The organism is Pseudomonas sp. LAIL14HWK12:I7, assembly GCF_000483465.1.
GTDB classification, from domain to species: Bacteria; Pseudomonadota; Gammaproteobacteria; order Pseudomonadales; family Pseudomonadaceae; genus Aquipseudomonas; species Aquipseudomonas kermanshahensis.
On the sequence record NZ_AXYZ01000001.1, the window covers coordinates 293,510 to 317,822 of the forward strand.

The 24,313-nt window shown below is 63.6% G+C and carries 22 protein-coding genes; 11 read left to right on the plus strand and 11 right to left on the minus strand.

The window, feature by feature from the left end; all coding sequences use genetic code 11:
• The first annotated feature begins 79 nt into the window (after positions 1 to 79).
• Both D886_RS0101410 and D886_RS0101415 read left to right on the plus strand, forming a co-directional pair.
• Positions 80 to 1,054, plus strand: a complete 975-nt coding sequence (locus D886_RS0101410; protein ID WP_027592193.1) for a GlxA family transcriptional regulator — start codon at positions 80 to 82, stop codon at positions 1,052 to 1,054.
• 145 nt (positions 1,055 to 1,199) lie between these two features.
• A complete protein-coding gene (locus D886_RS0101415) occupies positions 1,200 to 2,987 on the plus strand; it encodes a monovalent cation:proton antiporter-2 (CPA2) family protein (protein WP_027592194.1) in 1,788 nt (595 codons plus the stop codon).
• 160 nt (positions 2,988 to 3,147) lie between these two features.
• Here D886_RS0101415 and D886_RS0101420 read toward each other — a convergent pair whose 3' ends face one another.
• A complete protein-coding gene (locus tag D886_RS0101420; RefSeq protein WP_027592195.1) occupies positions 3,148 to 8,250 on the minus strand; it encodes an ATP-binding sensor histidine kinase in 5,103 nt (1,700 codons plus the stop codon).
• A gap of 245 nt (positions 8,251 to 8,495) precedes the next feature.
• Here D886_RS0101420 and D886_RS0101425 point away from each other — a divergent pair, with 245 nt between their 5' ends.
• Positions 8,496 to 9,488, plus strand: coding sequence for a response regulator (locus D886_RS0101425; protein ID WP_027592196.1), 993 nt, complete (start codon positions 8,496 to 8,498; stop codon positions 9,486 to 9,488).
• Positions 9,489 to 9,517: 29 nt separating this feature from the next.
• Positions 9,518 to 9,871, plus strand: coding sequence for a response regulator transcription factor (locus D886_RS0101430; RefSeq protein WP_027592197.1), 354 nt, complete (start codon positions 9,518 to 9,520; stop codon positions 9,869 to 9,871).
• A gap of 101 nt (positions 9,872 to 9,972) precedes the next feature.
• Here the strand turns inward: D886_RS0101430 and D886_RS0101435 are convergent, their stop codons facing one another.
• The 3 genes from D886_RS0101435 to D886_RS0101445 all read right to left on the minus strand — a co-directional run bounded on the left by D886_RS0101435 (position 9,973) and on the right by D886_RS0101445 (position 12,658).
• The gene (locus tag D886_RS0101435) at positions 9,973 to 11,460 is read right to left on the minus strand and encodes a YifB family Mg chelatase-like AAA ATPase (protein ID WP_027592198.1); all 1,488 of its coding nucleotides are present in this window, start codon (positions 11,458 to 11,460) and stop codon (positions 9,973 to 9,975) included.
• 158 nt (positions 11,461 to 11,618) lie between these two features.
• Complete coding sequence (locus D886_RS0101440; RefSeq protein WP_027592199.1) at positions 11,619 to 12,194, minus strand: PIN domain-containing protein; 576 nt, start codon at positions 12,192 to 12,194, stop codon at positions 11,619 to 11,621.
• On the minus strand, positions 12,194 to 12,658 hold the full coding sequence (locus tag D886_RS0101445; protein WP_027592200.1) for a helix-turn-helix domain-containing protein: 465 nt from the start codon (positions 12,656 to 12,658) through the stop codon (positions 12,194 to 12,196). Before D886_RS0101445 ends, D886_RS0101440 begins: the two co-directional genes overlap by 1 nt.
• Before the next feature lie 385 nt (positions 12,659 to 13,043).
• On the opposite strand from D886_RS0101445, the gene D886_RS0101450 reads away from it, so the two are divergent.
• Entirely contained in the window at positions 13,044 to 15,071 is a 2,028-nt protein-coding gene (locus D886_RS0101450; RefSeq protein WP_027592201.1) for a DUF4034 domain-containing protein, read from the plus strand.
• A 3-nt stretch (positions 15,072 to 15,074) separates the two neighbouring features.
• On the opposite strand, the gene D886_RS0101455 is transcribed toward D886_RS0101450, so the two are convergent.
• Positions 15,075 to 15,335 (minus strand): accessory factor UbiK family protein, encoded by a 261-nt coding sequence (locus D886_RS0101455; protein WP_027592202.1) that lies wholly within the window; start codon positions 15,333 to 15,335, stop codon positions 15,075 to 15,077.
• A gap of 385 nt (positions 15,336 to 15,720) precedes the next feature.
• On the opposite strand from D886_RS0101455, the gene glnK reads away from it, so the two are divergent.
• The 3 genes from glnK to sutA all read left to right on the plus strand — a co-directional run bounded on the left by glnK (position 15,721) and on the right by sutA (position 18,196).
• The gene (gene glnK, locus D886_RS0101460) at positions 15,721 to 16,059 is read left to right on the plus strand and encodes a P-II family nitrogen regulator (protein WP_002555808.1); all 339 of its coding nucleotides are present in this window, start codon (positions 15,721 to 15,723) and stop codon (positions 16,057 to 16,059) included.
• Between the two features lie 47 nt (positions 16,060 to 16,106).
• Positions 16,107 to 17,438, plus strand: coding sequence for an ammonium transporter (locus D886_RS0101465; protein WP_027592203.1), 1,332 nt, complete (start codon positions 16,107 to 16,109; stop codon positions 17,436 to 17,438).
• 431 nt (positions 17,439 to 17,869) lie between these two features.
• The gene (gene sutA / locus D886_RS0101470; protein WP_027592204.1) at positions 17,870 to 18,196 is read left to right on the plus strand and encodes a transcriptional regulator SutA; all 327 of its coding nucleotides are present in this window, start codon (positions 17,870 to 17,872) and stop codon (positions 18,194 to 18,196) included.
• Between the two features lie 166 nt (positions 18,197 to 18,362).
• On the opposite strand, the gene D886_RS0101475 is transcribed toward sutA, so the two are convergent.
• The 6 genes from D886_RS0101475 to D886_RS26680 are packed head-to-tail and all read right to left on the minus strand — an operon-like array spanning position 18,363 to position 22,973.
• Positions 18,363 to 19,058: an HAD family hydrolase gene (locus D886_RS0101475; protein ID WP_027592205.1), complete on the minus strand. Its 696-nt coding sequence runs from the start codon at positions 19,056 to 19,058 to the stop codon at positions 18,363 to 18,365.
• On the minus strand, positions 19,055 to 19,954 hold the full coding sequence (gene xerC, locus D886_RS0101480; protein ID WP_027592206.1) for a tyrosine recombinase XerC: 900 nt from the start codon (positions 19,952 to 19,954) through the stop codon (positions 19,055 to 19,057). Before xerC ends, D886_RS0101475 begins: the two co-directional genes overlap by 4 nt.
• Positions 19,954 to 20,664, minus strand: coding sequence for a DUF484 family protein (locus D886_RS0101485; protein WP_027592207.1), 711 nt, complete (start codon positions 20,662 to 20,664; stop codon positions 19,954 to 19,956). The genes xerC and D886_RS0101485 overlap by 1 nt, the downstream gene beginning before the upstream one ends.
• A 13-nt stretch (positions 20,665 to 20,677) precedes the next feature.
• The gene (gene dapF / locus D886_RS0101490) at positions 20,678 to 21,508 is read right to left on the minus strand and encodes a diaminopimelate epimerase (RefSeq protein WP_027592208.1); all 831 of its coding nucleotides are present in this window, start codon (positions 21,506 to 21,508) and stop codon (positions 20,678 to 20,680) included.
• A 4-nt stretch (positions 21,509 to 21,512) separates the two neighbouring features.
• A complete protein-coding gene (lysA, locus tag D886_RS0101495; protein ID WP_027592209.1) occupies positions 21,513 to 22,760 on the minus strand; it encodes a diaminopimelate decarboxylase in 1,248 nt (415 codons plus the stop codon).
• Positions 22,761 to 22,769: 9 nt separating this feature from the next.
• Positions 22,770 to 22,973: a lipoprotein gene (locus D886_RS26680; protein ID WP_033693895.1), complete on the minus strand. Its 204-nt coding sequence runs from the start codon at positions 22,971 to 22,973 to the stop codon at positions 22,770 to 22,772.
• 190 nt (positions 22,974 to 23,163) lie between these two features.
• On the opposite strand from D886_RS26680, the gene cyaY reads away from it, so the two are divergent.
• From cyaY to rnk, 3 genes are all read left to right on the plus strand, one after another.
• Entirely contained in the window at positions 23,164 to 23,496 is a 333-nt protein-coding gene (gene cyaY / locus D886_RS0101505; protein WP_027592210.1) for an iron donor protein CyaY, read from the plus strand.
• Between the two features lies 1 nt (position 23,497).
• Complete coding sequence (locus D886_RS0101510) at positions 23,498 to 23,710, plus strand: DUF1289 domain-containing protein (protein ID WP_027592211.1); 213 nt, start codon at positions 23,498 to 23,500, stop codon at positions 23,708 to 23,710.
• Between the two features lie 132 nt (positions 23,711 to 23,842).
• On the plus strand, positions 23,843 to 24,253 hold the full coding sequence (gene rnk, locus D886_RS0101515) for a nucleoside diphosphate kinase regulator (protein WP_027592212.1): 411 nt from the start codon (positions 23,843 to 23,845) through the stop codon (positions 24,251 to 24,253).
• Positions 24,254 to 24,313 lie beyond the last annotated feature (60 nt).

The window sequence follows — 24,313 nt, forward strand, 5'->3', positions numbered from 1 at the left end:
CGCTATACCAATACCTTAAGATGCGCGCGTGTTCAGTTTCAGGCCGCTACCGGCGGCCCGCATTCAAGGCGAAAGAGGCATGCAGGAAAATCCCGCCCACCGCACCGTGGCGATGGTGCTGTTCAATGATGTGCTGTTGCTGGATGTCACCGGCCCCATGGACGCCTTTGCCATCGCCAACCGGTTTTTGCCCGCTGAGCGGCAGTACCGGCTGATCACCTTGGCCGAAGGCCAGGGTACGGTGCGCGGCTCATGCGGGCTGAGGGTGATGGCCGACCTGCGTCTGGAAGAGCTGCCCGAAGCCGTCGACCTGTTGCTGGTACCCGGCGGCCCAGGGGCCTATGACGTCGCGCTGCCGGGCCTTGAGCACTGGCTGCCGCAGGCCGTGCGCGGGGCCAAGCGGTTTGGTGCCATCTGCACCGGCGTGTTCTTGCTGGGCCGGGCCGGCCTGCTCGGCGGCTATCGCTGCACCACCCACTGGAACTACGTCGAACGGCTGGCGCGGGCCTTCCCTGAGGCGAACGTCGAGACCGAACAGATCTACGTGATCGACCGCTGCCTGATCACCTCGGGCGGCATCACCGCCGGTATCGACCTGGCGCTGGCCGTGGTCGCCGAAGACCACGGCAAGGCCCTGGCCCTGGAAGTGGCCAAGGTGCTGCTGGTCGCTCGCCATCGTCAGGGCGGGCAAACCCCGTATGGGCCGTTGCTGGCGGCCGTGCCGCGTGATGATTCACCAACCGCGCGGGTGCAGGCCTATATCGTCGACCATATCGACCAGGCCTTTACCGTGCAGAAAATGGCCGACCTGGTGGCCATGAGCAGCCGCAACTTTGCCCGTACATTCCAGCGCGAGGTCGGTATCACGCCGTTGCAGTACTTGCAAAATGCGCGCATTGACCAGGCGCGCAAACTGCTCGAAGGCAGCGACCTGCCGTTGAAGGTGGTGGCGGCACGCTGTGGGTTTGGCAGTGATCGGCATATGCGCAAGGTGTTTTGCGAGCGCATCGGCATGACGCCAGCACAGTACCGGGCGCAGTTTGGCGAAAGCTGAGCCGATGCGCGTGCGATCAGCTAATTGTCTTGTTAAGCGGGACAATGTTTCTCCTGCAAGCCGGATTGTCTGATACCCGCACAATGCCCAGAATTGCCGGCCACATTGTTCAACGCTGCCCCGGCAGCTCATGGAGTACGAGCCAATGCCACACGAAGGCAGCCTTCTGCAAACCGCGGTGATCTTCCTGCTCGCCGCGGTCCTTGCTGTTCCCCTGGCCAAGCGCCTGCAGCTGGGCGCCGTGATCGGCTACCTGCTGGCCGGCGTGGCCATCGGCCCGCAGGCACTGGGGCTGATCCGCGATACCGAAAGCGTCGCGCACATCTCGGAACTCGGCGTGGTGCTGCTGCTGTTCATCATCGGCCTGGAACTGTCGCCCAAGCGTTTGTGGCTGATGCGCAAGTCGGTGTTCGGCGTGGGCGCTGCGCAGGTACTGCTGACCGGCGCGGTGATTGGCGCCATCGCCCTGTTCGGCTTCGCCCAGTCACTGGCCGCCGCCTTGGTGCTGGGCCTGGGCCTGGCGCTGTCATCCACCGCCCTGGGCCTGCAGAGCCTGGCCGAAAGCAAACAGCTCAACGCGCCTCACGGTCGCCTGGCATTCGCCATCCTGCTGTTCCAGGACATCGCTGCCATTCCGCTGATTGCCCTGGTCCCGCTGCTGGCCGCCAGCGGCCCGGATACCGGCCACGGTGACAGCCTTGAACATGCACTGAAGGTGTTCGCCAGCATCGCCGTGGTCATCGTGGGCGGCCGCTACTTACTGCGCCCGGTGTTCCGCATCGTCGCGCGCACCGGCCTGCCAGAGGTTTCAACCGCCACCGCACTGCTGGTGGTGATCGGCACCGCCTGGCTGATGGAAGAGGCCGGTATTTCCATGGCCTTGGGTGCATTCCTGGCCGGCCTGTTGCTGGCCGACTCGGAGTACCGGCACGAGCTGGAATCGCAGATCGAACCGTTCAAAGGTCTGCTGCTGGGGCTGTTCTTCATCAGTGTCGGCATGGGCGCCAACCTCAGCCTGCTGCTGGAAATGCCGCTGGTGCTGCTGGGCCTGACCCTGCTGCTGATCGCGGTCAAGCTGACCTTGCTGATAGGGGTCGGCCGGCTGGCCGGCGGCCTCAACAGCGCCAGCGCCCTGCGCCTGGGCATGGTGCTGGCGGCGGGTGGCGAGTTCGCCTTCGTGGTGTTCAAGCTGGGCAAGGACCAAGGCTTGTTCGACACGCAGACCTACGACCTGCTGATGATGACCATCACCTTGTCGATGGCCATCACGCCCCTGTTGATGCTCGGCTGCGCCCGTGCCCTCAAGCGCCCGCAACCGCAGCGTGAAGTGCCCGAACAGTACAAGCAGATCCAGACCGATGCACCGCGCGTGGTGATCGTTGGCATGGGCCGCATGGGGCAGATCGTCTCGCGCATCCTGCGTGCCCAGAAGATCCCCTTCATCGCCCTGGAAACCTCGGTGGACGCCATCGAGATGACCCGCATGTTCGAGCAGGCCCCAGTGTTCTACGGCGACCCCCTGCGCCCCGAAGTGCTGCATGCGGCCAAGGTGGGCGAGGCGGAGTATTTCGTGATCACTACCGACGACCCGGAAGTCACCACCCGCACGGCGGAGCGGGTCAAGCGCCTGTACCCGCACCTGAAAGTGCTGGCCCGGGCACGTAACCGCCAGCATGTGCACAAGCTGGTGGACGTGGGTGCCGAGCCCATTCGCGAGACATTCTACTCAAGCCTGGAGCTGACCCGCCGTGCGCTGGTGGGGTTGGGGTTGAGTGACGAACAAGCGGCGGACCGTATTGCGCGGTTCACCCAGCATGACGAAGAAGTGCTGGAGGCCCAGGGGCAGGTGCGCGATGACCGGGCCAAGGTGATGCAGACGGCGAAGGAAGCGCGGGTGGAGTTGGAGCGGTTGTTTGATTCGGATGCGGATTGAGTTTTGATTTTGCGCAGTGTCACCGTCCGCTATCTACATGGGATGTTTCCCAGAGTTTTTCCATCATAGACTGGGGCTGCAGGGCAGCCCTTCGCGGGCAAGCACACGGCCCTGTGGGAGCGGGCTTGCCCGCGAAGAGGCCGGCGCAGGCTAAAACAGGTCAATCATCCGCCCGAACCGGCACCGTCAACCTGATCCGGCACCCGCCCAGCTCCGAAACCTGAGCCTGCAACTGCCCACCATGGGCCTGAATCACCGAGCTGCAGATCGCCAGCCCCATTCCCAGGCCGCCACTCTTGGTGGTGTAGAACGCACCAAACACCCGCTCCAGCTCCTCTGGCGCAATCCCTGGCCCATTGTCGTCCACGCAAATCTCCACCCCCGCCTCGACCACGGCAGACGTGATGCGCAACAGGCCATCGTCGCGGAACCCCGCCAGCGCTTCCAGGGCATTGGTGATCAGGTTGTAGATCAGCTGCTGCAGCTGCACCGGGTCGGCCATGAGGCTCGTTGCGGCCTGCAACCGGGTTTGCACCTTCACGCCGCCTTTCAAGGCATCCGAGGATGTCAGGCGCACCACTTCCAGAATCAGCGCATCGAGCTTCACCGGCTTGAGTTGCATCGGCGACTGTTTGGCCAGCGACCGCAGTGCGCGGACGATGTTGGCTGCCCGTTCACTGTCGTTGCGGATATCTTCCAGGCCGGCGATGGCTTCTTCCAGGTCGGGCTGGCCTCGCTTGAGCCAGCGCAGGCTGGCGGCCGCATTGGCGGCGATGCCAAGCAGGGGCTGGCTGATCTCGTGGGCGATGGAGGCGGACAACTCGTTCATCACCTGCAGGTGCGCGCTGCGGGCAAGCTCTGCACGTGAGCGGCGCAGCTCGGCCTCCATCTGCGCGCGGCTCTGGTTGTCCTCGGCCAGGCGCGTATAGAACTTGGCCGTTTGCAGCGATACCGCAGCCTGCGAAGCGAGAATCTCCAGCATGGCCAGGCGCTGGCTGCCGAACAGGTTCGGCACCAGGCGGTTTTCCAGGTAGACCAGGCCGATCAGCACACCCTGCAGCAGCAGCGGCAGGCACAGCACCGAGCGGGCGTTGCGGGCGTGCAGCTCCTGGCGAAACGCTTCTGGGCAGTCGCTGAGGGCGTCGTTCAGCACCATGGGTTTCTTGGTGCGCAGGGTGGCATTGATGATCGACAGCGGCGCCTGGGTCAGGAACTTCTGGCAATTGTCCATGCGCACGTGCAGACCCGCATCGTCGATGTAGGCCAGCGCGGCCATCTGGAACTCGGCGCCGCTGACGATCAGCAGGGCACCGTGGTCGGCACCGGAATGCTGGGTCAGGTGGCCCATCAAGGTTTCGATCAGGCCCTCTAGCAACACCTCTTCGGATAGCGCGCGCGCGGCTTCCAGGCCGACTTCCAGGTCGAGCCTGGCCTGGCTGGCAGAGCGGTAGGTTTCCTGCACGGGCTGGGTGCGCAAGAACGGGTGCAGGGTTTCGAGCTGGCGCACCTTGCCCGTGGCACCCCAGATGTGGAAGCAGTCACGGGCAATGCGCAGGTGCAGGTTGGCGCCAGAGATCAAGCCACTGGGGATGCACACTTCAGCCAGTTGCTCGTGGGCCAGGGCCTGCTCATGGATGAAACCGGCGGCCGTGGCGGCGATCTGGGCCTGGTCGAAGCAGCGGATGGCAGCCAGGCCATCGCCGCTGAGCTTGGCGATCACACCTTCGATCAGCAGGAGCTTGTTGCGGAAGGTGACCGGGTTGAAGCTCGCCCACGCCGCAAAGCGCTCGCGCAATTCGTGCAGCGCAGCCAATTTGCCCATCGCGCTGCCTGGGGCTTCCGGGCTGCCCAGGGTGAGGCCGCGGAACAGGTGGTAGTCGGCCAGGTTGATGTGTGCAGGGGCGGCCCAGGCATGGCTGCCGGCGCTGGCGAGTTGGCGTACGGCCTGTTTGATATCGCCCAGGTAAAAGGCCGACATGCCGGCGTAGAGGTGCTTGAAGAACAGCGTGGTGCAGGATTTTATGCTGTGCACGCGGGCTTCGGCAGGCGCTTCGCACCCCGAGCGCGACGCAAGGCCGACCCTGCCGCTGCTGCCGGTCATGACAGCGACGAATGCCTGCTGGGCCAAGAGGATGTGTTCGACATCGCTGTAGCCGTAGCCGCGAACGGTGACCAACCCTTGCTCCACTTCGCCGCTGACTTCCTGCAAGGGTTGGCCCATGAACAGTGAGTCGGAAACCAGGTGATTGCGGGCATAGCAGGCCATCGCCAGGTCGCCGCTCAGGCGCGGCGATTCGACCGCTTCCAGTGCCGTGCGCCGGGCGAACTCCATCGGCGCCGTCCAGGCGCTGACCTGGTCGAGGGCGAGCAGGGCGCTGGTCAAGTCGGCCTCGAAACCGTGCCGCTCGATCAGCTTGAGCGCCGCCAGGCAGTAAGCATGGCCGTCGTGGTAGGCGGCAAAGCGCTCGGCCGCCATCACGCCGAACCAGGCCAGGCCATAGGTACTGCCGGGGGCGACGCCATGGAGCAATGACAGCTCCATGATCTTGGCCAGGTGCAGGAAGCAGAGGTCGTCCTTGACGAAGAACGATGATGACAGGGTCGCCAGCAGCGCGATTGCCACCGCCGCGTCTTCCGAGTCGGCCCTGGGCAACGATTCCAGGCAATGACGGCCCTTGTTCTCGATCAGGGCGTGGACACGGCCATAGGCTGCCTCGACTTGCTCGGGGTGGATGCCCTGGGCGAGCGTGATGCCCAACAGCTCAAGGCCGCCGATGGCGCAGGCGATGGCGGCTGGGTAGTCCGAACGCAAGGTATGCAGGCGTGCTTCAAGCTTGCATACCCGGGCCTTGTCGAGCGCCGATAGCGCACGCTGGTGGCATTCGAGGATGCGAACGTTGGCCTGTGGCATGCGTGACAGTTGCATGTCGCACTCAGCGGCCAGGCAGGCGATGGCAAAGGCATGGTTTGCCTGGCTGCCGGGCGTGGCGCCGAAGCGCAGCAGTTCGTCGGCCGCCTGCAGGTAGCCGGCGGCCTGCTCATAGGCGGCATTGTCGCGCGCCCGCAACGCGGCCTCCTGCAGCAGCACCAGAAACCCTTCGCAGTCGCTGGCAGCAAATGCATGCGGGCTGGCCAACTGCACCTGGTTGGCGATTTCAAACACCGCGTCGTGTTGAGCCGTTTGCCAGGCCGCCCGCATGGTTTGGGCAATATGCGCGTGCAGCGCCGGCCGCTCGCGCGATGGGGTGAGTGCGTAGGCGGCGTCCAGTACGCGATCGTGCGAGAACACCAGCGCCTTGTGTCCAGGTAGCAGGAAGCCCGCGCCAATCAAGGCCTTGAGCTGTTCGGCCAGTTGCTCGGCGGGCAGTGGCAGCATGCGGCGCAGCAGGCGTTCGTCGCATCGGCCACCCGCGGCGCTGGCAAAGCGCAGCACAGTGCGCTGGGCTTCAGGCAGGCGTGTCAGGCGATGGACCATCAGGTCGGCGACGTTGTCGGCATAGCGGTGTTGCGCTACTGCTGGCAGCGACCACGACCAGCGCATGGTCTGTGTGTCGAAGGTGAACAACTGGTCCTCGACCATCGCCCCGAGGATCTGGTGGATGAAGAACGGGTTGCCAGCGGTCTTCGCGTGCACCAGCTCGGCGAGCTGCAAGGCAGCGTCAGGCGCGGCGTGGTAGCGCTCGCTGATCATCTCCATCACGGCGCCGACGGTGAGGGGGCGTAGGTCTAGGGTGGTACTACGGATGGACGCGGGGGTAACCAGGGGCTTGCTGCCGGGTGGTGCATCGCTGCGCCGGGCGAAGATCAACAGCAGGTTGCTGGGTGCTTGCTCCAGCAGCTCATCAAGCAAGTGCAGCGTGGCGTCGTCAGCCCACTGCATGTCATCGAGAAACAGCGCCAATGGTCGCCCGGGGCGGCTGAACACCTGCAGGAATTCGACGATCGCTCGCAGCTCTTTCTGCAAGGCGAGCCGTGTGGGCTTTTCCGGGAACTCGGCCATGGGCCCGATCACCAGCTTCAAGTCTGGGGCCAGCTTGCCCAGCAAACGGCCGCGCCCTTTGATGCGTCGCAGAATTTCACGGCGCAGCGCGTCAAGGTCATCGCGGTTCTTGGCCAGCAACTGGGTGGTCAGCGAACCGAGAATCTCGATCCAGGGCCCATAGGGCACCGCCCGTTCCAGGCTGTTGCACTTGCCGCTGGCCCAATAACCCTCGGCGCCGCCCTTGAGCGCTGCCTGTACCAGGCTGGACTTGCCCATGCCGGTAGCGCCCTTGATGAACAGGGCCTGGGGCGCGCTGTCGCGGCGCAATGCCTTGAGCAGCAGGGTGATGACCTTCTGCTCGGCTGTGCGGCCATAGAGGCGTTCGTGGTTGGGCGAAAGGGGGTCAGCGCTGCCAGGCTCGAAATCTTCGATGGCCTGGGCCGCCAGCCACTGCCGTTGGCAGTGAGCAAAGTCCACCGCCAGCGCACGGGCGGTCTGGTAGCGGGCATCGGGCTCTTTGGCCAGGGCCTTGGCGAGGATGCGGCTGAGTGGCTGCGGCACGCGGTTGTCGACCTCGATGGCCGCCCGTGGCTGCACGCCGGCATGCAGCTGGCGCCAGTGCAGTGTGTCGCGCCCGGCGAGCGGCAACTCGCCCAGCAAAAGCTGGTACAGGATGGCACCCAGCGCATAGATATCGCTGCGTTGGTCGCTGCTGGAGCCGAGGGGGCAGATCTGTTCCGGCGCCAGGTAGGACCAGTTGCCGATGGGGGCGCCTTGCTCGCTGATGAGCGAGTGCGCATCCGCGCGAAACCCGCCAAGCCTCACCCGCTGCGCGTGCTGCACGCAGATATGCGCGGGTTGCAAGGCGCCGTGCAGTACGTTGGCAGCGTGTGCCAGCGCCAATGCTGATGCGGCGTTGACGGCGATGTCGAGGAAGCCGGGAAGCGCTGCCGGGCCTTGGGCGATGAGGTCGGCGACCGAGCGGCCGCCCGGATACACCAGCAGCGGCCCTTCGGCCGAACGCACATAGGCCGAGGGCATCACGGCCCACTTCGGGTCGAGGCGCAGGCGATAATCGCGCTCCAGGCGCTGGCAGGCAGCAGGGGCTTCGATTGGGGCGCGCACAGCGATCCAGGCCTGCCCCGTGCCGGGGTCACACAGGCGGAAGTAGGTCAGCTCGCCTTCCTGCCCCAGGCGAGTGATGTCGCACCGATTCAACCAGCCCTCGTCGATCGACTGGTCATAATCGATGGGCCTGTAAGCGAGGCGTTCATCGAGCATCAAGCACCCCCTGCTAACCACATCCAAGGGCGCGAGTATACGCAGCGATCCCCCCACGCATGCCCGGGCCAGACGGCTTGGCAGGAACGGGAACCATCTTGACCGTTATCGTCCCCTTGGCCGTGGCGGGCGCTTGTATAGTCCCAAGGCCAACCTATCCCTCGGGATAATTGTATGAATGCGGGCGCTGGCCTAGATTGCACGGGGCTGCGCAACCGCCCGGACCCGTGAGACTCGAGAAGACCATGATCCGATTTGGCAATGCCCAGGTGTCGCTGGAGCGACGAGAAGCCTTTCTCGACGGCAAGCCGATCGTGTTGGGCGGGCGCGCTTTCGAGGTGCTGGCAACATTGATCCGCGCCAAAGGCCGCGTGGTTGGCAAGGACGAGCTGTTCAGCCAGGTGTGGGCCGGCACGGTGGTCGAAGACAACAACCTGCAGGTGCAGATCTCCTTGTTGCGCAAGGCGTTCGGTGACCGCGGCCTGATCCAGACCGTGCCACGCCGCGGCTATCGGCTGGCGGCTGAAGTGGCCCTCGACCTGCCGGCGAGACATTTGAGCAACGCTTCGCTAGCCTTCGACCTCGATACGGCTGAGCCCGCGGCTGATTGCGCAGCGGTGCCCGTGCTGGTGGTGGATGACGACCCATCGGTGCTTAAAGCCTTGGGGCGACTCTTTCGCTCGCACGACATTGTGCATCGCCTGTACGCCTCGGCTGAGGCGCTGATTGAAGCGCATGCCGACACGCCTTATGCCTGCCTGTTGCTGGACATGAACCTGCCTGAGGCCAGCGGTTTGGAGCTGCAGGCGATGGTGCGTCGGCTCGACCTGCCCTGGCCGATCGTGTTCATGACCGGCCACGGCACTATTCCCATGACCGTTCAGGCGATGCGTGCGGGTGCTGTGGAGTTCCTGACCAAGCCCTTTGATGAGGCGCAATTGCTGACCCTGCTGACGGCTCTGCGTGCCCGGGCGCTGACGGCTGGGCGTGCGTGGCGGCATACACGGCAAGTCAGGGAAAAGTACGCGCGGCTGACCCAACGTGAGCGGCAGGTGTTCGCGCTGGTGGTCGGTGGGTTGTCGCACAAACAGATTGCCAAAGAGATTGGCACCAGCGAGGTGACGACCAAGGTGCACAAGAAGAACATCATGAACAAGATGCAGTCCCGCTCGCTGGTCGAATTGGTCGCCATGCACAACGTGCTCGAGGCCCGTGCCGAGGGCCAGGGCGCCGCATGAAACCCGAGGTCGAACGCGACAGGGCGTGGGTGTGCATCGTCGACGATGATGCGTCGGTGCGCAAAAGCCTGGCCAACCTGCTGCGAGCGACAGGCTTCGGCGCATTGCTGTTCGGTTCGGGCGAAGAGTTCTTGGCCTCGACGCTGGCGCGCGAGGCCGGGTGTGCGTTGCTGGACTTGAAGATGCCTGGGCTTTCCGGGCTTGACGTACTGCGTGAGCTGGCGCGCAGGGGCTGGCGGCTGCCGGTCGTCTGCATGTCGGCGCATTGGGACGACATGGCGCTGAAGGCTGCGCAGCGCCATGGGGCGGTGGCGTGCCTGGGCAAGCCGTTTTCTGAAGAGGCGTTGCTGGCGGCGGTAGAGGCGGCGTTGGCCGACCGATAGCGCCGCACAGACTCCCCCCGGGCGGAGGCGGGCGCTGTACTTGTAGGAGCGGCCTTGCGTCGCGATGGGCCGCAAAGCGGCCCCAAAATCGCGGATCCAAATCAACTCCCCGGCCGATACTGCAGCGCCTCGGCCAGGTGCGCCCTGGTAATCGACGCCACACCTTCCAGATCCGCCAGCGTGCGTGCCACTTTCAGCAGCCGATGTGCCGCGCGCAACGACAGGGTCAACCGCTCACAGGCTGTCTCCAGCCAGGCTTGGTCCGCCGCCTCCAGCGGGCAATGGCGGCGCAAGCCGTTGAGGTCGAGAAAGGCATTTGCGCACCCTTGCCGGCGTTGCTGCAGCTCGCGTGCTTCCGCCACCCGTTCGGCGACAGCGGCGCTGGTCTCGCCGCTGGGTTGGTTGTTGAGGGTGGTGGTTTCACGCGCCACGGTCAGGTGCAGGTCGATGCGGTCCAGCAGTGGGCCCGACAGTTTGTTGCGATAGCGCTGGATCTGCTCGGTGCTGCAGCGGCAGCGGCCGGTAGGGTCGCCCAGATAGCCACAAGGGCAGGGGTTCATCGCGGCCACCAACTGGAACCGCGCAGGGAAACGTACCTTGTCCCGAGCCCTTGCAATCACGATCTCGCCGGACTCGAGCGGCTCGCGCAATACCTCCAGCACACGCCGCTCAAATTCGGGCAGTTCATCGAGAAACAGCACACCATGGTGAGCCAAGGTGATCTCGCCGGGTTGCGGCCGACTGCTACCTCCTACCAGCGCAGGGCCCGAGGCTGAGTGGTGTGGGTGGCGGAACGGGCGTTGCGGCCAGCTGTTCAACGGCGCATGGCCGCTGACTGACTGAATAGCCGCCACCTCCAGCGCTTCGCGCTCGTCCAGTGGCGGCAACAGCCCTGGCAGGCGGCTGGCAAGCAAGGTCTTACCGGTGCCAGGCGGGCCGGTAAACAGCAGGTTATGGGCCCCGGCGGCCGCCAGCAGCAAGGCGCGCTTGGCCGCGATTTGGCCTTGTACCTCGCTGAGGTCGGGGTAGGGTCGGCTGTTCAAGACCAGGCCATTGGCGGCATACGGCGGCAAGGGCACTTGGCCGTTCAGGTGGGCGACCAGCTCCAGCAGGTGCCCGACGGCATATACCACCAGTCCGCCTGCCAGGCTTGCTTCCTCGGCGTTCTCCCGCGGGACCACCAACGCCCGGCCTGCTTCCCGTGCCGCCAGCGCCGCCGGTAGAACGCCCTGCACGGGGCGCAACTGGCCGGACAGCGCCAGTTCGCCAAGGCATTCGATGTCGCAGAGGGTGGCCACCGGCACCTGCCCACTCGCGGCGAGGATGCCCAAGGCAATAGCCAGGTCATAACGCCCGCCATCCTTGGGCAGGTCGGCAGGCGCCAGGTTTTGCGTGATGCGCCTGGCTGGGTAATCCAGGCTGGAATTGACGATGGCACTGCGGACCCGGTCTTTGCTTTCCTTGACCGTGGTTTCGGGCAGGCCGACCAGGGTCAGGTGGGGAAGGCCGTTGGCCAGGTGGGTTTCGACGCTGACCGCCGGTGCCTGCACGCCGACCTGGGCGCGGCTGTGGACGAGAGCAAGTGACATGGACGCTCCATTGTCGCGGAATGGGGCCGCTTCCTGCGGCTTGGGCAAGCTTAGCGGCGACAGCCAGGATCAGCGCAATAAGTGTGCGTCGGGGTTTTTCAGGCTCATTGTGAAGCGGTCGCAGGCGAGGGTTGGACGGATGCACCTGGCCAGTTGGGTCAGATCAGTAGTTCGTAGTTCGAGAGAAGCTTGACGATCTCTGGGAGTCGCTGTTTGAGGAGCGAATCCATTAGTTCGCGGGGGGTGTAAACAGGGTTTTTGAGTGCCGCGCGCTGCTTCTGGACGGCCTCGAGCACGGCTGCTTGGTCAAGGTCCCAAATGTCGGAAAGGAACACATCGGGATGCAATGCCTCGATCTCAAAACGTTTCAAGATTTCGGACGGGAAATCTTTGAGGTTGTACGTGACGATCACCGTGGCGCCGCATTTGATTGCTGCCGCCAAGACGTGTCGGTCGTCTTCGTCAGGAAGGTCCAGCCCATGTATCAACGGCTCATAGTCGCTCACCAAGGAGTCAGGAATAGCCTGATTCATGAATGCGACTGTGCGATGAAGTTGTGTCGGCGATACGTCAGGGCGATTTTTCAACACATTGCGCGTCCACTCATCGTGAATTTGCTCGGACCAGCGAGCGCGAAACACACCCGTCAGCGCCAGATGCATCAGTAGATCACGTAAGGGCGCTGGATATAGAACGCAGGCGTCATAAACGACGGTAAAGGGTGAGTGCCTCATCAATACCCCATATTAAGTGCTTGAGCTTGTGCCGCCAGTTCTTCCATGGCCGCCTGGCTCGCTTTATCACGATCGGCTTTGTAAGCCATAAGATCGGTGAATTTTATGCGGCGGTGGCTCCCGGTTTTGGTGTGCGGGATTAGCCCTTCATCCAGCAGCTTGACCAGATGAGGACGTGAGACGTTGAGCAGGTCGGCGCCTTCTTGAGTGGTAAGTTCTGCATGGATAGGCACCACCTTAACGGTGTTGCCCGAGGCCAGTTCGTTGAGGATGTCGCCGAGCAGTCTGAGCGCGAAAGTCGGCAGTTCAACGGTCTGGCGCTGCTGGTTTTCATCTACGAGCTCAATGCGCTGAGTATCCAGCTTCGTTGAGACGAAAGCGGCAATCTGGCGACTGGACTCAGTGGCCGCAGCGATCGCTTTTTCATCTGGAAGGATGGTTCGGGCGAAGTCGGCGGTGGTCATCGGTGTTCTCCAGTAGCTAATAGGAATCCCCGGCGGCTGATACGACAGGTATCTGATTTATATTCGAAACAAACGAAACACGCAATAGTCGAAATAAACGAAACACTAGACGAGCTGCGCGCTGTGATGCAGTTGTCCGTCGGTGGCTGCAGGCTGAGCTGGGCGAGGCTTGGGCAAGCTTAGCGGCGACAGCCAGGATCAGCGCAATAAGTGTGCGTCCTGGTTTTTCAGGTCAGGTATTTCCCCTGGGTTTTCTTAGAATCCGACACAAATGGATCCAATTATTTTTGCGCAGATCCAGGGTATGGCTTAGTGTTGAAGGGCTACTGTGATTGCCATGGGATGGCAACACAACTTCCTACAAATGGACTTGAGGTATTGCCCCGTGCAAACGCTCACTCGCACTCGCCAGGCAATCCGTGAACTGGTGCAGGCCAGTGCATTCGTTGAACTCAACCGCTTCTTCGACATCCTCGAAGTGCGCTGGCGGCAGTCGCCGCCCGGCGAGTTCCCGGCCTACCTGGAGGCCGTCGAAGGGCACATGCTGGTCGATAGGGACAGCCAGGGCGACAAGGCCCTGACGCAGATCCTCAAGGCCTGGATCGATGCCTGCCCCAAGGCCTATCACCCTCAGGTGGTGATGGGTTTTCATTGTTTCAGCCGGGCCTGCCATATCCGCGAGTCTGCCAACACCCAGCCCATCAGCGCCGAGCGTCGGCTGGCGGCGGAACAGGTTTGCGAGATTGGCGCGGCGCACCTGCTGCGTGCCATGGGGCGCTCAAACCAACCCGTGGCAGCGGCGATCGGCATGCTGAAGATCAGCGCGCATTTCGCGGAGCCAGGCTGGTTGCTGGGCCTGTTCGACGGCCGGCCGGTGCGCTTCAGCCCCTGTGCTCAGGCCGACGTGGAGGTGCAAGAGGCTGCAGCGCCGCTGCTGGTGAAATACGGCCTGCTACCTCTGGCCGAACTGCCTCAGGCCTTACCGGCGTGCCTGTGCGAGCGGGCCGAGCAGGGGCGAGAAAACGTCCAGCACTATTGGCTGCATCAAGCACTTGGCGCATTCCCCGGCTGTTTCGAAGCGATTCAGGCTTATGCAACCTACCTGTTGCCCTGCTGGGGAGGCAGTGACGCCGCGATCGACGCCCTGGCCATTGGGCCGCTGTGTGAGCGTTGGCCCGAGGAACAGCGTAATGCACTGCGCTGGCTGGCTATCGAGGACCAGCTCGAACTGCCGCATGCCGGCCAGTCACAGTCGATCGCTGTGTGGCTGCAGGTCTTCAAGGCATGGTCGCTGCGAGCACTCAGGCCCAGGGAGCGTGCCACCTTGCTGGCCTGGCGTGGTGCTTTGCGTGGTTGTGCTCAGCAGGATTACGCCGGCGCCCTGCGCGATTTTGCCGCCAGTGTGAATCTTTACCCTGACCTTGGGTTCGTCCCGGGCATCGGCCAGCCCTTCCGTAGTTTTGTCTGCGTCATGCTGTTCCACGCAGTGAAGGATGACCAGCAGGCCTTTCGTATCGCTATCGAGCAGCTCTGCGCGAGCCGCTCGCACCCCGCCGCCTGTGCGTTGAGGGCGGTTGGGCATGCGTTTGGGCTGTGGGGTTTTCAGTGCTCGTACGAGCAGGCACGTGTGTGGTCACTGGCTGCGGTAAAGCGCCAATGTGGCCGCCAAGGGCCGGGTTTGGACGTGCTTGAAGTGCCACGCCTGCTCTGGGCTGCCAACCAGCACGAGGCAGCGTTCTACCTTTATGAACGCTGTGCCGAGCTGAGCCTGCCAGAGGCTGCCCTTAGCCTTCATGACCTCCACCGAGGCGCGCTGCCCAACACCCCCGCGCAGTACTTGGACGCGAGTGCTGCCGACTATTGGTTGTTGCGCGCGGTAGAGACCGGTTGCAAGCAGGCGAAATACACCTTGGCCTGCCGTCGCATGCAAAGCGCAGAAGCCTTGAATGAGCGCAGTGCCATGCTGGCCGTCAGGCGATTGTTGAACGATGCGTTGGGCGATTTGCAGACCGCTGCCAGTGCGCGTTTGCAGCTGGGTATTCTGCTGCGTCAGTTCGGCGAACCGCAGGAACAGGCCGAAGCCGTCGACTACTTGCAGGCGCTGGTCGAGCACCCGGACGCCAGTATTGCCGCTCGCGCCAGTGCTGAACTAGGGCTGGCCTGGATGCAAGGGCAGGGCACGCGCAAGCAAAGCCGCTTCGCCGCCATCGAGTGGATCAACCGTGCGGTCGCATTGCAGCCGGCGGATAACGACATCGAGCATATCCAGGCTGAGATACTCAACTCGCACAACCGGGTGAAGACGCTGTTCACCTTGTGCGGCGCGACGCTGTTCCGCGGCACACTGCACGCCAGCGAGCTACCGCCGAAACCAGGTAATCGGCGCGAGGATCGATTGCAGGCCTCCGCCTAAACCTTATTCGCTGGTCGGCGCCATCCGCGCTTCCAGCTCGGCGACCTGCTTCTCCAGGGCCTCCAGGCGGGCGCGGGTACGGGCCAGTACGACCATCTGGCTGTCGAATTCGTCGCGGCTGACCAGGTCCAGCTTGCTGAAGGCACCCTGCATCAGCACTTTGAACTGGCTTTCCAGTTCGGCGCGGGGCTGGGCGGTATCGCTGCTGAACAGGCGTGAGGCCTGGTCGCTCAGGGCATCGAGAAGGGCTTTGGGCGCGAGCATGTTCGGCTGTCCACTGAAACTGAAAAATGACCCGCAGTGTAACACGCAGCAAAACGCGGTTTGGCCAGTGAGCAAGCAGTGTGCACTGCACATTTTTCGCGCAGTGGGCCAAGCCGGCACGCACCGAAATCGTGCATCTTTTCAATGCTGGCGACTGGCCAATCCCGACTATTTCGTGCAACTCGCTGTTTTCTGGCGTTTTAGTGGAACTGGCAAGGTTTCTGCAATGACCTGTACGAGCCATGCACTGATGCAGTTCCTTGTGACCAGGCAGTGCGCACGCGGAGCCGGATGCCGACGACGCGTTACAAAGCCAACCGCTGCGCTTAGACTTGAGACGGGTTTGTTTTCCTGGGGCAAGTCCACCAAATCGGGAGAGAGTTTCATGAAGCTAGTCACAGCCATCATCAAGCCGTTCAAGCTGGACGACGTGCGCGAGTCACTGTCGGAAATCGGCGTGCAGGGCATCACCGTCACTGAAGTCAAAGGCTTCGGTCGGCAGAAGGGCCACACCGAGTTGTATCGCGGTGCTGAATACGTGGTCGACTTCCTGCCCAAGGTGAAGATCGACGTCGCCATCGACGACAAGGACCTTGATCGGGTAATCGAAGCCATCACCAAGGCAGCCAACACCGGCAAGATCGGTGACGGCAAGATCTTCGTGGTGAATCTGGAGCAGGCGATCCGCATCCGTACCGGCGAAACCGATACCGACGCGATCTAAGTAACAAAAAAAGCCTCACCAAACCCAACGCCCCAGGAGAAAACAACATGACTCTGCGTAAGATCGCAGGGCTAGGAGCCCTATTGTCCCTCGTAATGCCCGGGCTCGCCCTGGCAGAGGAAGCTGCCCCAGCGCTGAACTCCGGCGACACCGCCTGGATGTTGACCGCTACGGCGCTGGTGCTGTTCATGACCATCCCGGGCCTGGCCCTGTTCTATGGCGGCATGGTGCGTTCCAAGAACGTGCTTTCGGTGATGATGCAGTGCTTCGCGATCACCGGTCTGATGAGCATTCTCTGGGTCGTCTACGGCTACAGCATGGCCTTCGATACCAGCGGTATGGAAAAGGGCGTGCTCAACTTCAATTCCTTCGTCGGTGGCTTCTCCAAGGCGTTTCTCAGCGGCGTCACGCCCGACAGCCTGACTTCGGCCACCGCATTGTTCCCTGAGGCGGTGTTCATCACCTTCCAGATGACCTTCGCCATCATCACCCCGGCGCTGATCGTTGGTGCCTTCGCCGAACGCATGAAGTTCTCCGCGATGCTGGTGTTCATGGGCATCTGGTTCACCCTGGTGTACGCACCGATCGCGCACATGGTGTGGAGCGGTGATGGCGCACTGATGTGGGACTGGGGCGTGCTGGACTTCGCCGGCGGCACCGTGGTGCACATCAACGCAGGTATCGCTGGCCTGGTGTGCTGCCTGGTGCTGGGCAAGCGCAAAGGCTACCCGACCACGCCGATGGCCCCGCACAACCTGGGCTACACCCTGATGGGCGCAGCGATGCTGTGGATCGGCTGGTTCGGCTTCAACGCAGGTTCTGCCGCCGCCGCCAACGGCACGGCCGGCATGGCCATGCTGGTGACCCAGATCGCCACCGCCGCCGCAGCCTTGGGCTGGATGTTTGCCGAGTGGCTTGGCCACGGCAAGCCGAGCGCCCTGGGCATCGCCTCGGGTGTGGTCGCCGGCCTGGTCGCAATCACGCCTGCCGCAGGCACCGTGGGCCCGATGGGCGCCCTGGTGATCGGCCTGGCTTCGGGTGTGATCTGCTACTTCTGCGCCACTAGCTTGAAGCGCAAGCTGGGCTATGACGATTCGCTGGATGCCTTCGGCGTACACGGTATCGGCGGTATCGTCGGCGCCATCCTTACCGGTGTGTTCGCCGCACCGGCCTTGGGCGGCTTCGGCACGGTCACCGATATCGGCATGCAGGTCTGGATCCAGGCCAAAGGCGTGATTTTCACCGTGGTCTACACCGCCATCGTCACCTACGTGATCCTCAAGGTGCTGGACCTGGTGATGGGCCTGCGGGTCAACGAAGAAGAAGAGTCGGTCGGCCTCGACCTGGCTCAGCACAACGAACGCGGCTACAACCTGTAACTGCGACGCGGTAAAAACTTGCCCGGTTCGCCGGGCATTTTTTCGCCTGATTTTTGCCATTTCCCGCACGGCAAACGGTTTATTCGTCACGTTCGCGACGTAGGCAGAAAACTTACAAGATGCCGAGCGTTTATGGAGCTTTGCTTTTTCCACGGGCGCGCTAGAATGCGCGCCGAAGGGTGTTTGACATGCAGTCCGCACGCTTCCCCAGCCTTTGCTAGGCTTGCCATTAGCGCGTGGCCAGCAGGTGGCTCAAGGATTTCGTCAGGTCCTGCCAGGAGCAGGGCCTGCAGGGTACGACCCTCCCATCAGGAGGTGGATGCCCAAGGCAGTGGCCAACCCACGGCCAGTTGAATTTTCACTGGTGGCTGCCGGTCTACGGCTGCACTGGTCTATAACCAACCTGCTTTTCGCAAGTCATGAGGTAGAACATGAGCGACGATGATCTGGAAAACGACGACCTCGAAGTAGGCGACGATGATGAGGCTGATGAGGGTCTCGAAGCAGCGGCTGACGACGTTGCGGAAGACGCTGGCGAAGACGATAGCCCTGCGCCCACTGCCAAAGGCAAGTCCAAGGCCGCTGTCTCGGTAGACGAGATGCCGAGCATGGAAGCCAAGCAGAAGGAGCGCGATGCCCTGGCCAAAGCGATGGAAGAGTTCCTTTCGCGCGGTGGCAAGGTGCAGGAAGTGGAGGCCAACGTGGTCGCCGATCCGCCCAAGAAGCCGGACAACAAATACGGCAGCCGCCCTATCTGAGTGGTCGCCCACAAAAAAGCCCGCCGTCGCTGCGGGCTTTTTTGTGCCTGTTGGGTTTAGGAGCGCTATCGCCGGCAAGCCAGCTCCCCCAGGATAAAGCTACCTTAGGCGCAGCGCATACCTGTGGGAGCTGGCTTGCCGGCGATGGGCCGCGAAGCGGCCCCTGTCAGCGCCAGCGCGCCATTACCTCAGGCAGTTGCGAAAGCCGCTGGATCTCGGCATCGGGTGCCCGCTCACCGGCCCAGGGCTTGCCTTGTGGGTTGAACCACACGGCCCGCAGCCCGGCCCGTTGGGCGCCGGCGATGTCATCGCCGGGGTGGTCACCCACATGCACCGCCGCGCTAGCCTCGACCTCGCCACGTTTCAGCGCCTCCAGAAACGGTGCCGGGTCCGGTTTGCCGATGCCCAGGTCCTCGGCGCACAAGGCAAAGCGGAAGTAGTCCGCCAAGCCCAGGCGGCTCACATCGGCGTTGCCGTTGGTGACCACCCCCAGGGTGTACTGATGGCGCAGGATTTCCAGCACCGGCTGCACCTCAGGGAAAATTTCCACCTGGTGGCGTGCATGCAGGAACACTTCAAAGCCTTCGTTGGCCAGCGCCTGCGCGTGCTTTTCGCTGTAGCCGACCTCTTCCAGGGCATGGAACAGCACCCGCCGGCGCAGGGCGCTGATACGGTGCTTGAGGCCGGGCTCGGCCTGCACCAGGCGCTCGCGAATGGCGAACAGGTGTTCGACCGGTACGCCGCCGAGGATCGGCGCGTTGGCTTCGAGCCAGTCGCGCAGGACCACTTCAGCGCTGGCAATCACCGGCGCGGTGTCCCACAGGGTGTCATCGAGGTCGAAGGTGATCAGCTTGATGCTCATGAGTCTGTGCCTTTGCTGCGTTTGGCCCGGGGGTGGGCGCTGTCGTACACCGCGGCCAGGTGCTGGAAGTCCAGGTGGGTGTAGATTTGCGTGGTGCTGATGTCGGCATGGCCGAGCATCTCTTGCACCGCACGCAGGTCCTGGGACGATTCCAGCAGATGGCTGGCGAAAGAATGGCGAAGCATGTGCGGGTGCAGGTGCTGGCCCAGCTCGCGCTCGCCGGCGACCTTGACCCGCATCTGGATGGCCCGTGGGCTCAGGCGATTGCCCTGGCGCGTGATGAACACGGCGCTGTCGCGTGGGCCGCCGATGCCGCGCAGGCGCAACCACGCCTGCAGGGCCTCGCGGGCTTTACGGCCGACAGGCAGTACGCGCGCCTTGCCACCCTTGCCCAGCACCTGCACCAGCCCGCCGGCAAGGTCGAGGTATTCGAGGTCGAGGCCAGCCAGTTCGGACAGGCGCAGGCCTGACGAATAGAACAGTTCGAGGATGGCCTGGTCACGTCGGGCAATGAAGTCGTCGTCGACGCCGCCATCGAGCAGTTGCAGGGCGCGGTCGGTATCCAGCGTCTTGGGCAGGCGGCGCTCGCCCTTGGGCGCAGACAGGCCGCTGGCCGGGTCGTGCTGGCACAGCCCTTCACGGTTCAGGTATCGGTACAAGCCGCGCACGGCCGACAGCAGGCGCGCCAGGCTGCGCGAGGATTGGCCTTGGTGGTGCTGGCGGGCGATCAACTGGCGTAGCTGCTGGATTTGCAGCGCTTGCCAGCCGGCGATGCCCTGATCGTTGCAGTAGGCAATGACCTTGTCGAGGTCACGGCGGTAGGCCAGCAGGGTGTGCTCGGACACCTGGCGCTCATTGCGCAGGTGGGCGCAATAAGCCTCCAGCTGGCGTTCCATCAGCGCACCGGACGCAGGGTCTGGGTAACGCGCGGCACGACACGGCCCAGCACCTCGGCAATGTAGCCGAGGAACAGGGTGCCGACGCTGCTCTTGTAGTGTTGCGGGTCGCGGCTGCCAATCGCCAGCACGCCGTGCAGCCCTTGGTATTCGAGGGCGGCAACGGCGCTGGAGCCGACTTCGAGGCGCTGATCTTCACCGAACAGGAACGCCAGCTCATGGTCGCGCAGGTTGCCGCTGACCGTTTTGCCGCCCCCCAGCAGGCCGCCGATGGCTTGGTGCGCCTCGGCGTTGCTGACCCAGCGGCCCACTGGCGCGACGTTATCGCCGAACAGGATCAGGCTGACGAAGGGCACCTGAAACTCCTGGCGCAGGCTGTCTTCGACCGCTATCACCACTTCTTCCAGGCTGCCTGCATCGAGCAGGTCGAGGATCAGCCGGCGGGTCTTGTCGAACAGCCGGTCGTTATCTCGCGCCACGTCCATCAGTTGCGACAGGCGATGGCGCATCTCGATGTTGCGGTCGCGCAGCAGCTTGAGCTGGCGCTCCACCAGCGACACGCTGTCGCCACGCTGGTGGGGGATGCGCTGCTCGACCAGCAGCTCGTCGTGCTCGGCGAAGAAGGTCGGGTGGGCGCGCAGGTACGCGACCACCGCCTCGGCATCGAGCTCGGTGGACTGCTGGGGTACAACCTTGGGCTGATCGGTCATGGCGGTTACTCGCTTAGAGACGAACCTGTCCTTCGTAGACGCGTACGGCCGGGCCGGTCATCAACACGGGCTTGCCGGGGCCGGCCCATTCGATGTGCAGGCGGCCACCCGGCAGGTCGAGGGTCACCGGTGAGTCCATCCAGCCTTGGCTGATAGCCGCCACGGCCGCAGCGCAAGCGCCGGTGCCGCAGGCCTGGGTCTCGCCGGCACCGCGTTCCCAGACCCGCAGGTTGGCACGGTGACGGTCGATGACCTGGATGAAGCCAGCGTTGACCCGCTGCGGGAAGCGCGGATGGTTTTCGATCTTCGGGCCCAGGGCATGCACAGGCGCGGTATGCACGTCATCGACGCGCAACACGGCATGTGGGTTGCCCATGGACACAGCGGCAATGGCGTGAACCTCGCCGTCGACTTCCAGTGGGTAACTCAGTGCCTGCTCGTCGGCGACAAAGGGGATTTCGGCCGGCACCAGGCGCGGCGGGCCCATGTCGACACTCACCTGGCCGTCGTTCTGCACGTCCAGCTCGATGATGCCGCTCTTGGTTTCGACGCGGATGCGCTTTTTCGCGGTCAGGCGCTTGTCCAGCACGAAGCGGGCAAAGCAGCGCGCACCGTTGCCGCACTGTTCGACTTCGGAGCCGTCGGCATTGAAGATCCGGTAGCGGAAGTCCACTTCTGGATTGTTCGGTGCCTCGACGATCAGCAGCTGGTCGAAGCCGATGCCGGTGTGGCGGTCGCCCCATTGCTTGGCATGCTTGGGCTGGATGTGTGCGTGCTGGCTGACCAGGTCGAGGACCATGAAGTCATTGCCCAGCCCATGCATCTTGGTGAAACGCAGCAGCATGGGCTCACTCCGGCAGCAGGCTTTCGCCAGCATACAGTTCGGCGACGGTTTCGCGGCGGCGTACTTCGAACGCCTGGTCACCGTCGACCAGGATTTCGGCGCAACGGCCACGGGTGTTGTAGTTCGAGCTCATGACAAAACCATAGGCGCCGGCAGACTGCACAGCCAGCAGGTCGCCTTCGGCCAGGTTCAGCTCGCGCTCCTTGGCAATGAAGTCGCCGGTTTCGCAGATCGGCCCGACCAGGTCGTAGGCGCGGCCTTGGCCTTCGCGTGGGGTGACCGCGCTGACGCCCATCCAGGCCTGGTACAGGGCCGGGCGGATCAGGTCGTTCATCGCCGCATCGATGATGGCGAAGTCTTTGTGTTCGGTGTGCTTGAGGTACTCGACGCGGGTCAGCAGAACACCGGCGTTGGCCACGATGTAGCGGCCCGGCTCGAAGACCAGGGCCAGGTCGCGGTCGCCGACGCGCGCGCGGATGGCCTTGATGTAGTCGGCCACCAAAGGCGGCTCTTCATCGCGGTAGCGCACGCCAACGCCGCCACCCAGGTCAAGGTGGCGCAGGTGGATGCCGCAGTCGGCCAGGCGGTCGACCAGGTCCAGCAGGCGGTCGAGGGCATCGAGGAACGGCTCGACGGTGGTCAGCTGCGAGCCGATGTGGCAGTCGACACCGACCACGTCCAGGTTCGGCAGTTGGGCGGCACGCACGTAGATGGCTTCGGCGTCGGCGATGGCGATGCCGAATTTGTTTTCTTTGAGGCCGGTGGAGATGTACGGGTGGGTGCCGGCGTCGACGTCCGGGTTGACCCGCAGCGAGACCGGGGCAACCTTGCCCATCTCGGCGGCCACCACTTGCAGGCGCTCAAGCTCGTCGGTGGACTCGACGTTGAAGCAGTGCACGCCGACTTCCAGCGCGCGGCGCATGTCTTCGCGGGTCTTGCCGACACCGGAGAACACCACACGATCAGCACGGCCGCCAGCGGCCAGTACACGCTCCAGCTCACCGCCGGAAACGATGTCGAAGCCTGCGCCCATACGGGCCAGCACGTTCAGCACACCGAGGTTGGAGTTGGCCTTGACTGCAAAGCACACCAGGTGTTCGACGCCTTGCAGCGCGTCGGTATAGCTGCGGTACTGGGCTTCGATGTGGGCACGCGAGTACACGTAGGTCGGGGTGCCGAAACGTTCGGCGATGGCCGACAGGGCCACACCTTCCGCGAACAGTTCACCGTCGCGGTAATTGAAAGCGTTCATCTGATTTCCTTACTGCTCTGGCGTTTGCTCGGGCTGGATAGGCTGCTCTTCTTGCGGCTGTACCGCCGGAGCGTGCTTGTGCTGATGCGACTTCTGGCTGCCCTTGCCGTCCTTGCCGTCTTCCGGCAGGTACAGGGGGCCCTTCTGACCGCAGGCCGAAACGAGGCAGGCAACCGCGACCAGCGCCGCGAGCGAGGAAATCAGGCGCTTCATGGGTGAAATCCTTTGAAATATGCAGTATTGCGCCCGAGTATACCGAGCGACCGGCGGATTGCCTATGCAAGAGCCGGTCCGCCGGGCGGGCTATTCTTGCCGCCTGCAATGGCTAATCTTTGCATTCGGCGGCAAGCGCCCGTATCTTGCCCGGCTTGCCTGTAACGCAGCCAATTTCGAGGTTCCTGCAATGAGTTTGAGCGAAGCGCGTTTCCATGATCTGGTCGACGCGACCCAACAGGCCCTGGAAGACCTGTTCGACGAGAGCGGCATGGACCTGGACATGGAGAACTCCGCCGGTGTCCTGACCATCAAGTTCGACAACGGCAGCCAGTTGATCTTCAGCCGCCAGGAGCCCCTGCGCCAGTTGTGGCTGGCGGACAAGTCGGGTGGCTTCCACTTCGATTATGACGAAGAGAGCAAGAAGTGGATCTGCGAGAAGAGCGAAGAGCTGCTCGGCGAGATGCTGGAGCGCATCGTCTGGGAGCGGGCCGGCGAGAAGCTGGACTTTGACGAGATCTGAGATGAGTGAGCAGCCGCGGCCGCCCAAGCCGCTCTACAGCAATGTCAGCACGGCCGTGAAATCGCCGTGCATCAGCGTCTGCCGCCTGGATGAGCAGCGTGTCTGCACCGGCTGCCACCGCCCTGTGGAGCACATCCGCGAATGGCGGTCTGCAGACGACGAGCGGCGCCGGCAGATCTGCCGCGAAGCCGAGGCCTTGCGCGCACGGGCTTGAGTATTTGCCCGGCTGTGGTAGTGTCAGGTTCTGCGTCGGTGACGCCAAAGTCATCATAAACCCCGCCCTTGGGCGGGGTTTTGCTTTATTTGCCCGACGAAAATTGCCTGTTCAAAGGAGTCTGACTGGATCATGAGCACCAAGCCTTCCCTCATCCTCACCCGATTGGACGTACAACGTCTCGAGCGTCTGATCGACAGCCTCGACGAAAGTACGCCGGGTGTGCTCGCCCTGCAGGACGAGCTTGACCGCGCCGAACAGGTGGTCGGTCACGAGGACGTCCCGGCCGGGGTGGTGACCATGAACTCGCGCGTGCACTGCCGTGAAGAGGCCAGCGGCAAGGACTACCACTTGACCTTGGTGTACCCGAAGGATGCTGGGCCGGAAGGCAAGGTATCGATCCTGGCGCCGATTGGTTGTGCCTTGCTGGGCCTTTCGGTCGGTGAGCAGATCGACTGGCCGGCGCCGGGCGGCAAGACCCTCAAGCTGAAGCTGCTGGAAGTCGAGTACCAGCCAGAAGCGGCGGGTGATTTCGACCTGTGAGCCTTGAGGGCCGCTGCGCCAAGTCTCTTGTGGCAGCGGGCAAGCCCGCTCCCATACGGC

What these genes read in the sequence shown, in the direction of transcription:
- D886_RS0101410 (WP_027592193.1), top strand. Translation starts at nt 80, where the DNA reads ATGCAGGAAAATCCCGCCCACCGCACCGTGGCGATGGTGCTGTTCAAT.
- D886_RS0101415 (WP_027592194.1), top strand. Translation starts at nt 1,200, where the DNA reads ATGCCACACGAAGGCAGCCTTCTGCAAACCGCGGTGATCTTCCTGCTC.
- D886_RS0101420 (WP_027592195.1), bottom strand. Translation starts at nt 8,250, where the DNA reads ATGCTCGATGAACGCCTCGCTTACAGGCCCATCGATTATGACCAGTCG.
- D886_RS0101425 (WP_027592196.1), top strand. Translation starts at nt 8,496, where the DNA reads ATGATCCGATTTGGCAATGCCCAGGTGTCGCTGGAGCGACGAGAAGCC.
- D886_RS0101435 (WP_027592198.1), bottom strand. Translation starts at nt 11,460, where the DNA reads ATGTCACTTGCTCTCGTCCACAGCCGCGCCCAGGTCGGCGTGCAGGCA.
- D886_RS0101440 (WP_027592199.1), bottom strand. Translation starts at nt 12,194, where the DNA reads ATGAGGCACTCACCCTTTACCGTCGTTTATGACGCCTGCGTTCTATAT.
- D886_RS0101445 (WP_027592200.1), bottom strand. Translation starts at nt 12,658, where the DNA reads ATGACCACCGCCGACTTCGCCCGAACCATCCTTCCAGATGAAAAAGCG.
- D886_RS0101455 (WP_027592202.1), bottom strand. Translation starts at nt 15,335, where the DNA reads ATGCTCGCGCCCAAAGCCCTTCTCGATGCCCTGAGCGACCAGGCCTCA.
- glnK (WP_002555808.1), top strand. Translation starts at nt 15,721, where the DNA reads ATGAAGCTAGTCACAGCCATCATCAAGCCGTTCAAGCTGGACGACGTG.
- D886_RS0101465 (WP_027592203.1), top strand. Translation starts at nt 16,107, where the DNA reads ATGACTCTGCGTAAGATCGCAGGGCTAGGAGCCCTATTGTCCCTCGTA.
- sutA (WP_027592204.1), top strand. Translation starts at nt 17,870, where the DNA reads ATGAGCGACGATGATCTGGAAAACGACGACCTCGAAGTAGGCGACGAT.
- D886_RS0101475 (WP_027592205.1), bottom strand. Translation starts at nt 19,058, where the DNA reads ATGAGCATCAAGCTGATCACCTTCGACCTCGATGACACCCTGTGGGAC.
- xerC (WP_027592206.1), bottom strand. Translation starts at nt 19,954, where the DNA reads ATGGAACGCCAGCTGGAGGCTTATTGCGCCCACCTGCGCAATGAGCGC.
- D886_RS0101485 (WP_027592207.1), bottom strand. Translation starts at nt 20,664, where the DNA reads ATGACCGATCAGCCCAAGGTTGTACCCCAGCAGTCCACCGAGCTCGAT.
- dapF (WP_027592208.1), bottom strand. Translation starts at nt 21,508, where the DNA reads ATGCTGCTGCGTTTCACCAAGATGCATGGGCTGGGCAATGACTTCATG.
- lysA (WP_027592209.1), bottom strand. Translation starts at nt 22,760, where the DNA reads ATGAACGCTTTCAATTACCGCGACGGTGAACTGTTCGCGGAAGGTGTG.
- D886_RS26680 (WP_033693895.1), bottom strand. Translation starts at nt 22,973, where the DNA reads ATGAAGCGCCTGATTTCCTCGCTCGCGGCGCTGGTCGCGGTTGCCTGC.
- cyaY (WP_027592210.1), top strand. Translation starts at nt 23,164, where the DNA reads ATGAGTTTGAGCGAAGCGCGTTTCCATGATCTGGTCGACGCGACCCAA.
- D886_RS0101510 (WP_027592211.1), top strand. Translation starts at nt 23,498, where the DNA reads ATGAGTGAGCAGCCGCGGCCGCCCAAGCCGCTCTACAGCAATGTCAGC.
- rnk (WP_027592212.1), top strand. Translation starts at nt 23,843, where the DNA reads ATGAGCACCAAGCCTTCCCTCATCCTCACCCGATTGGACGTACAACGT.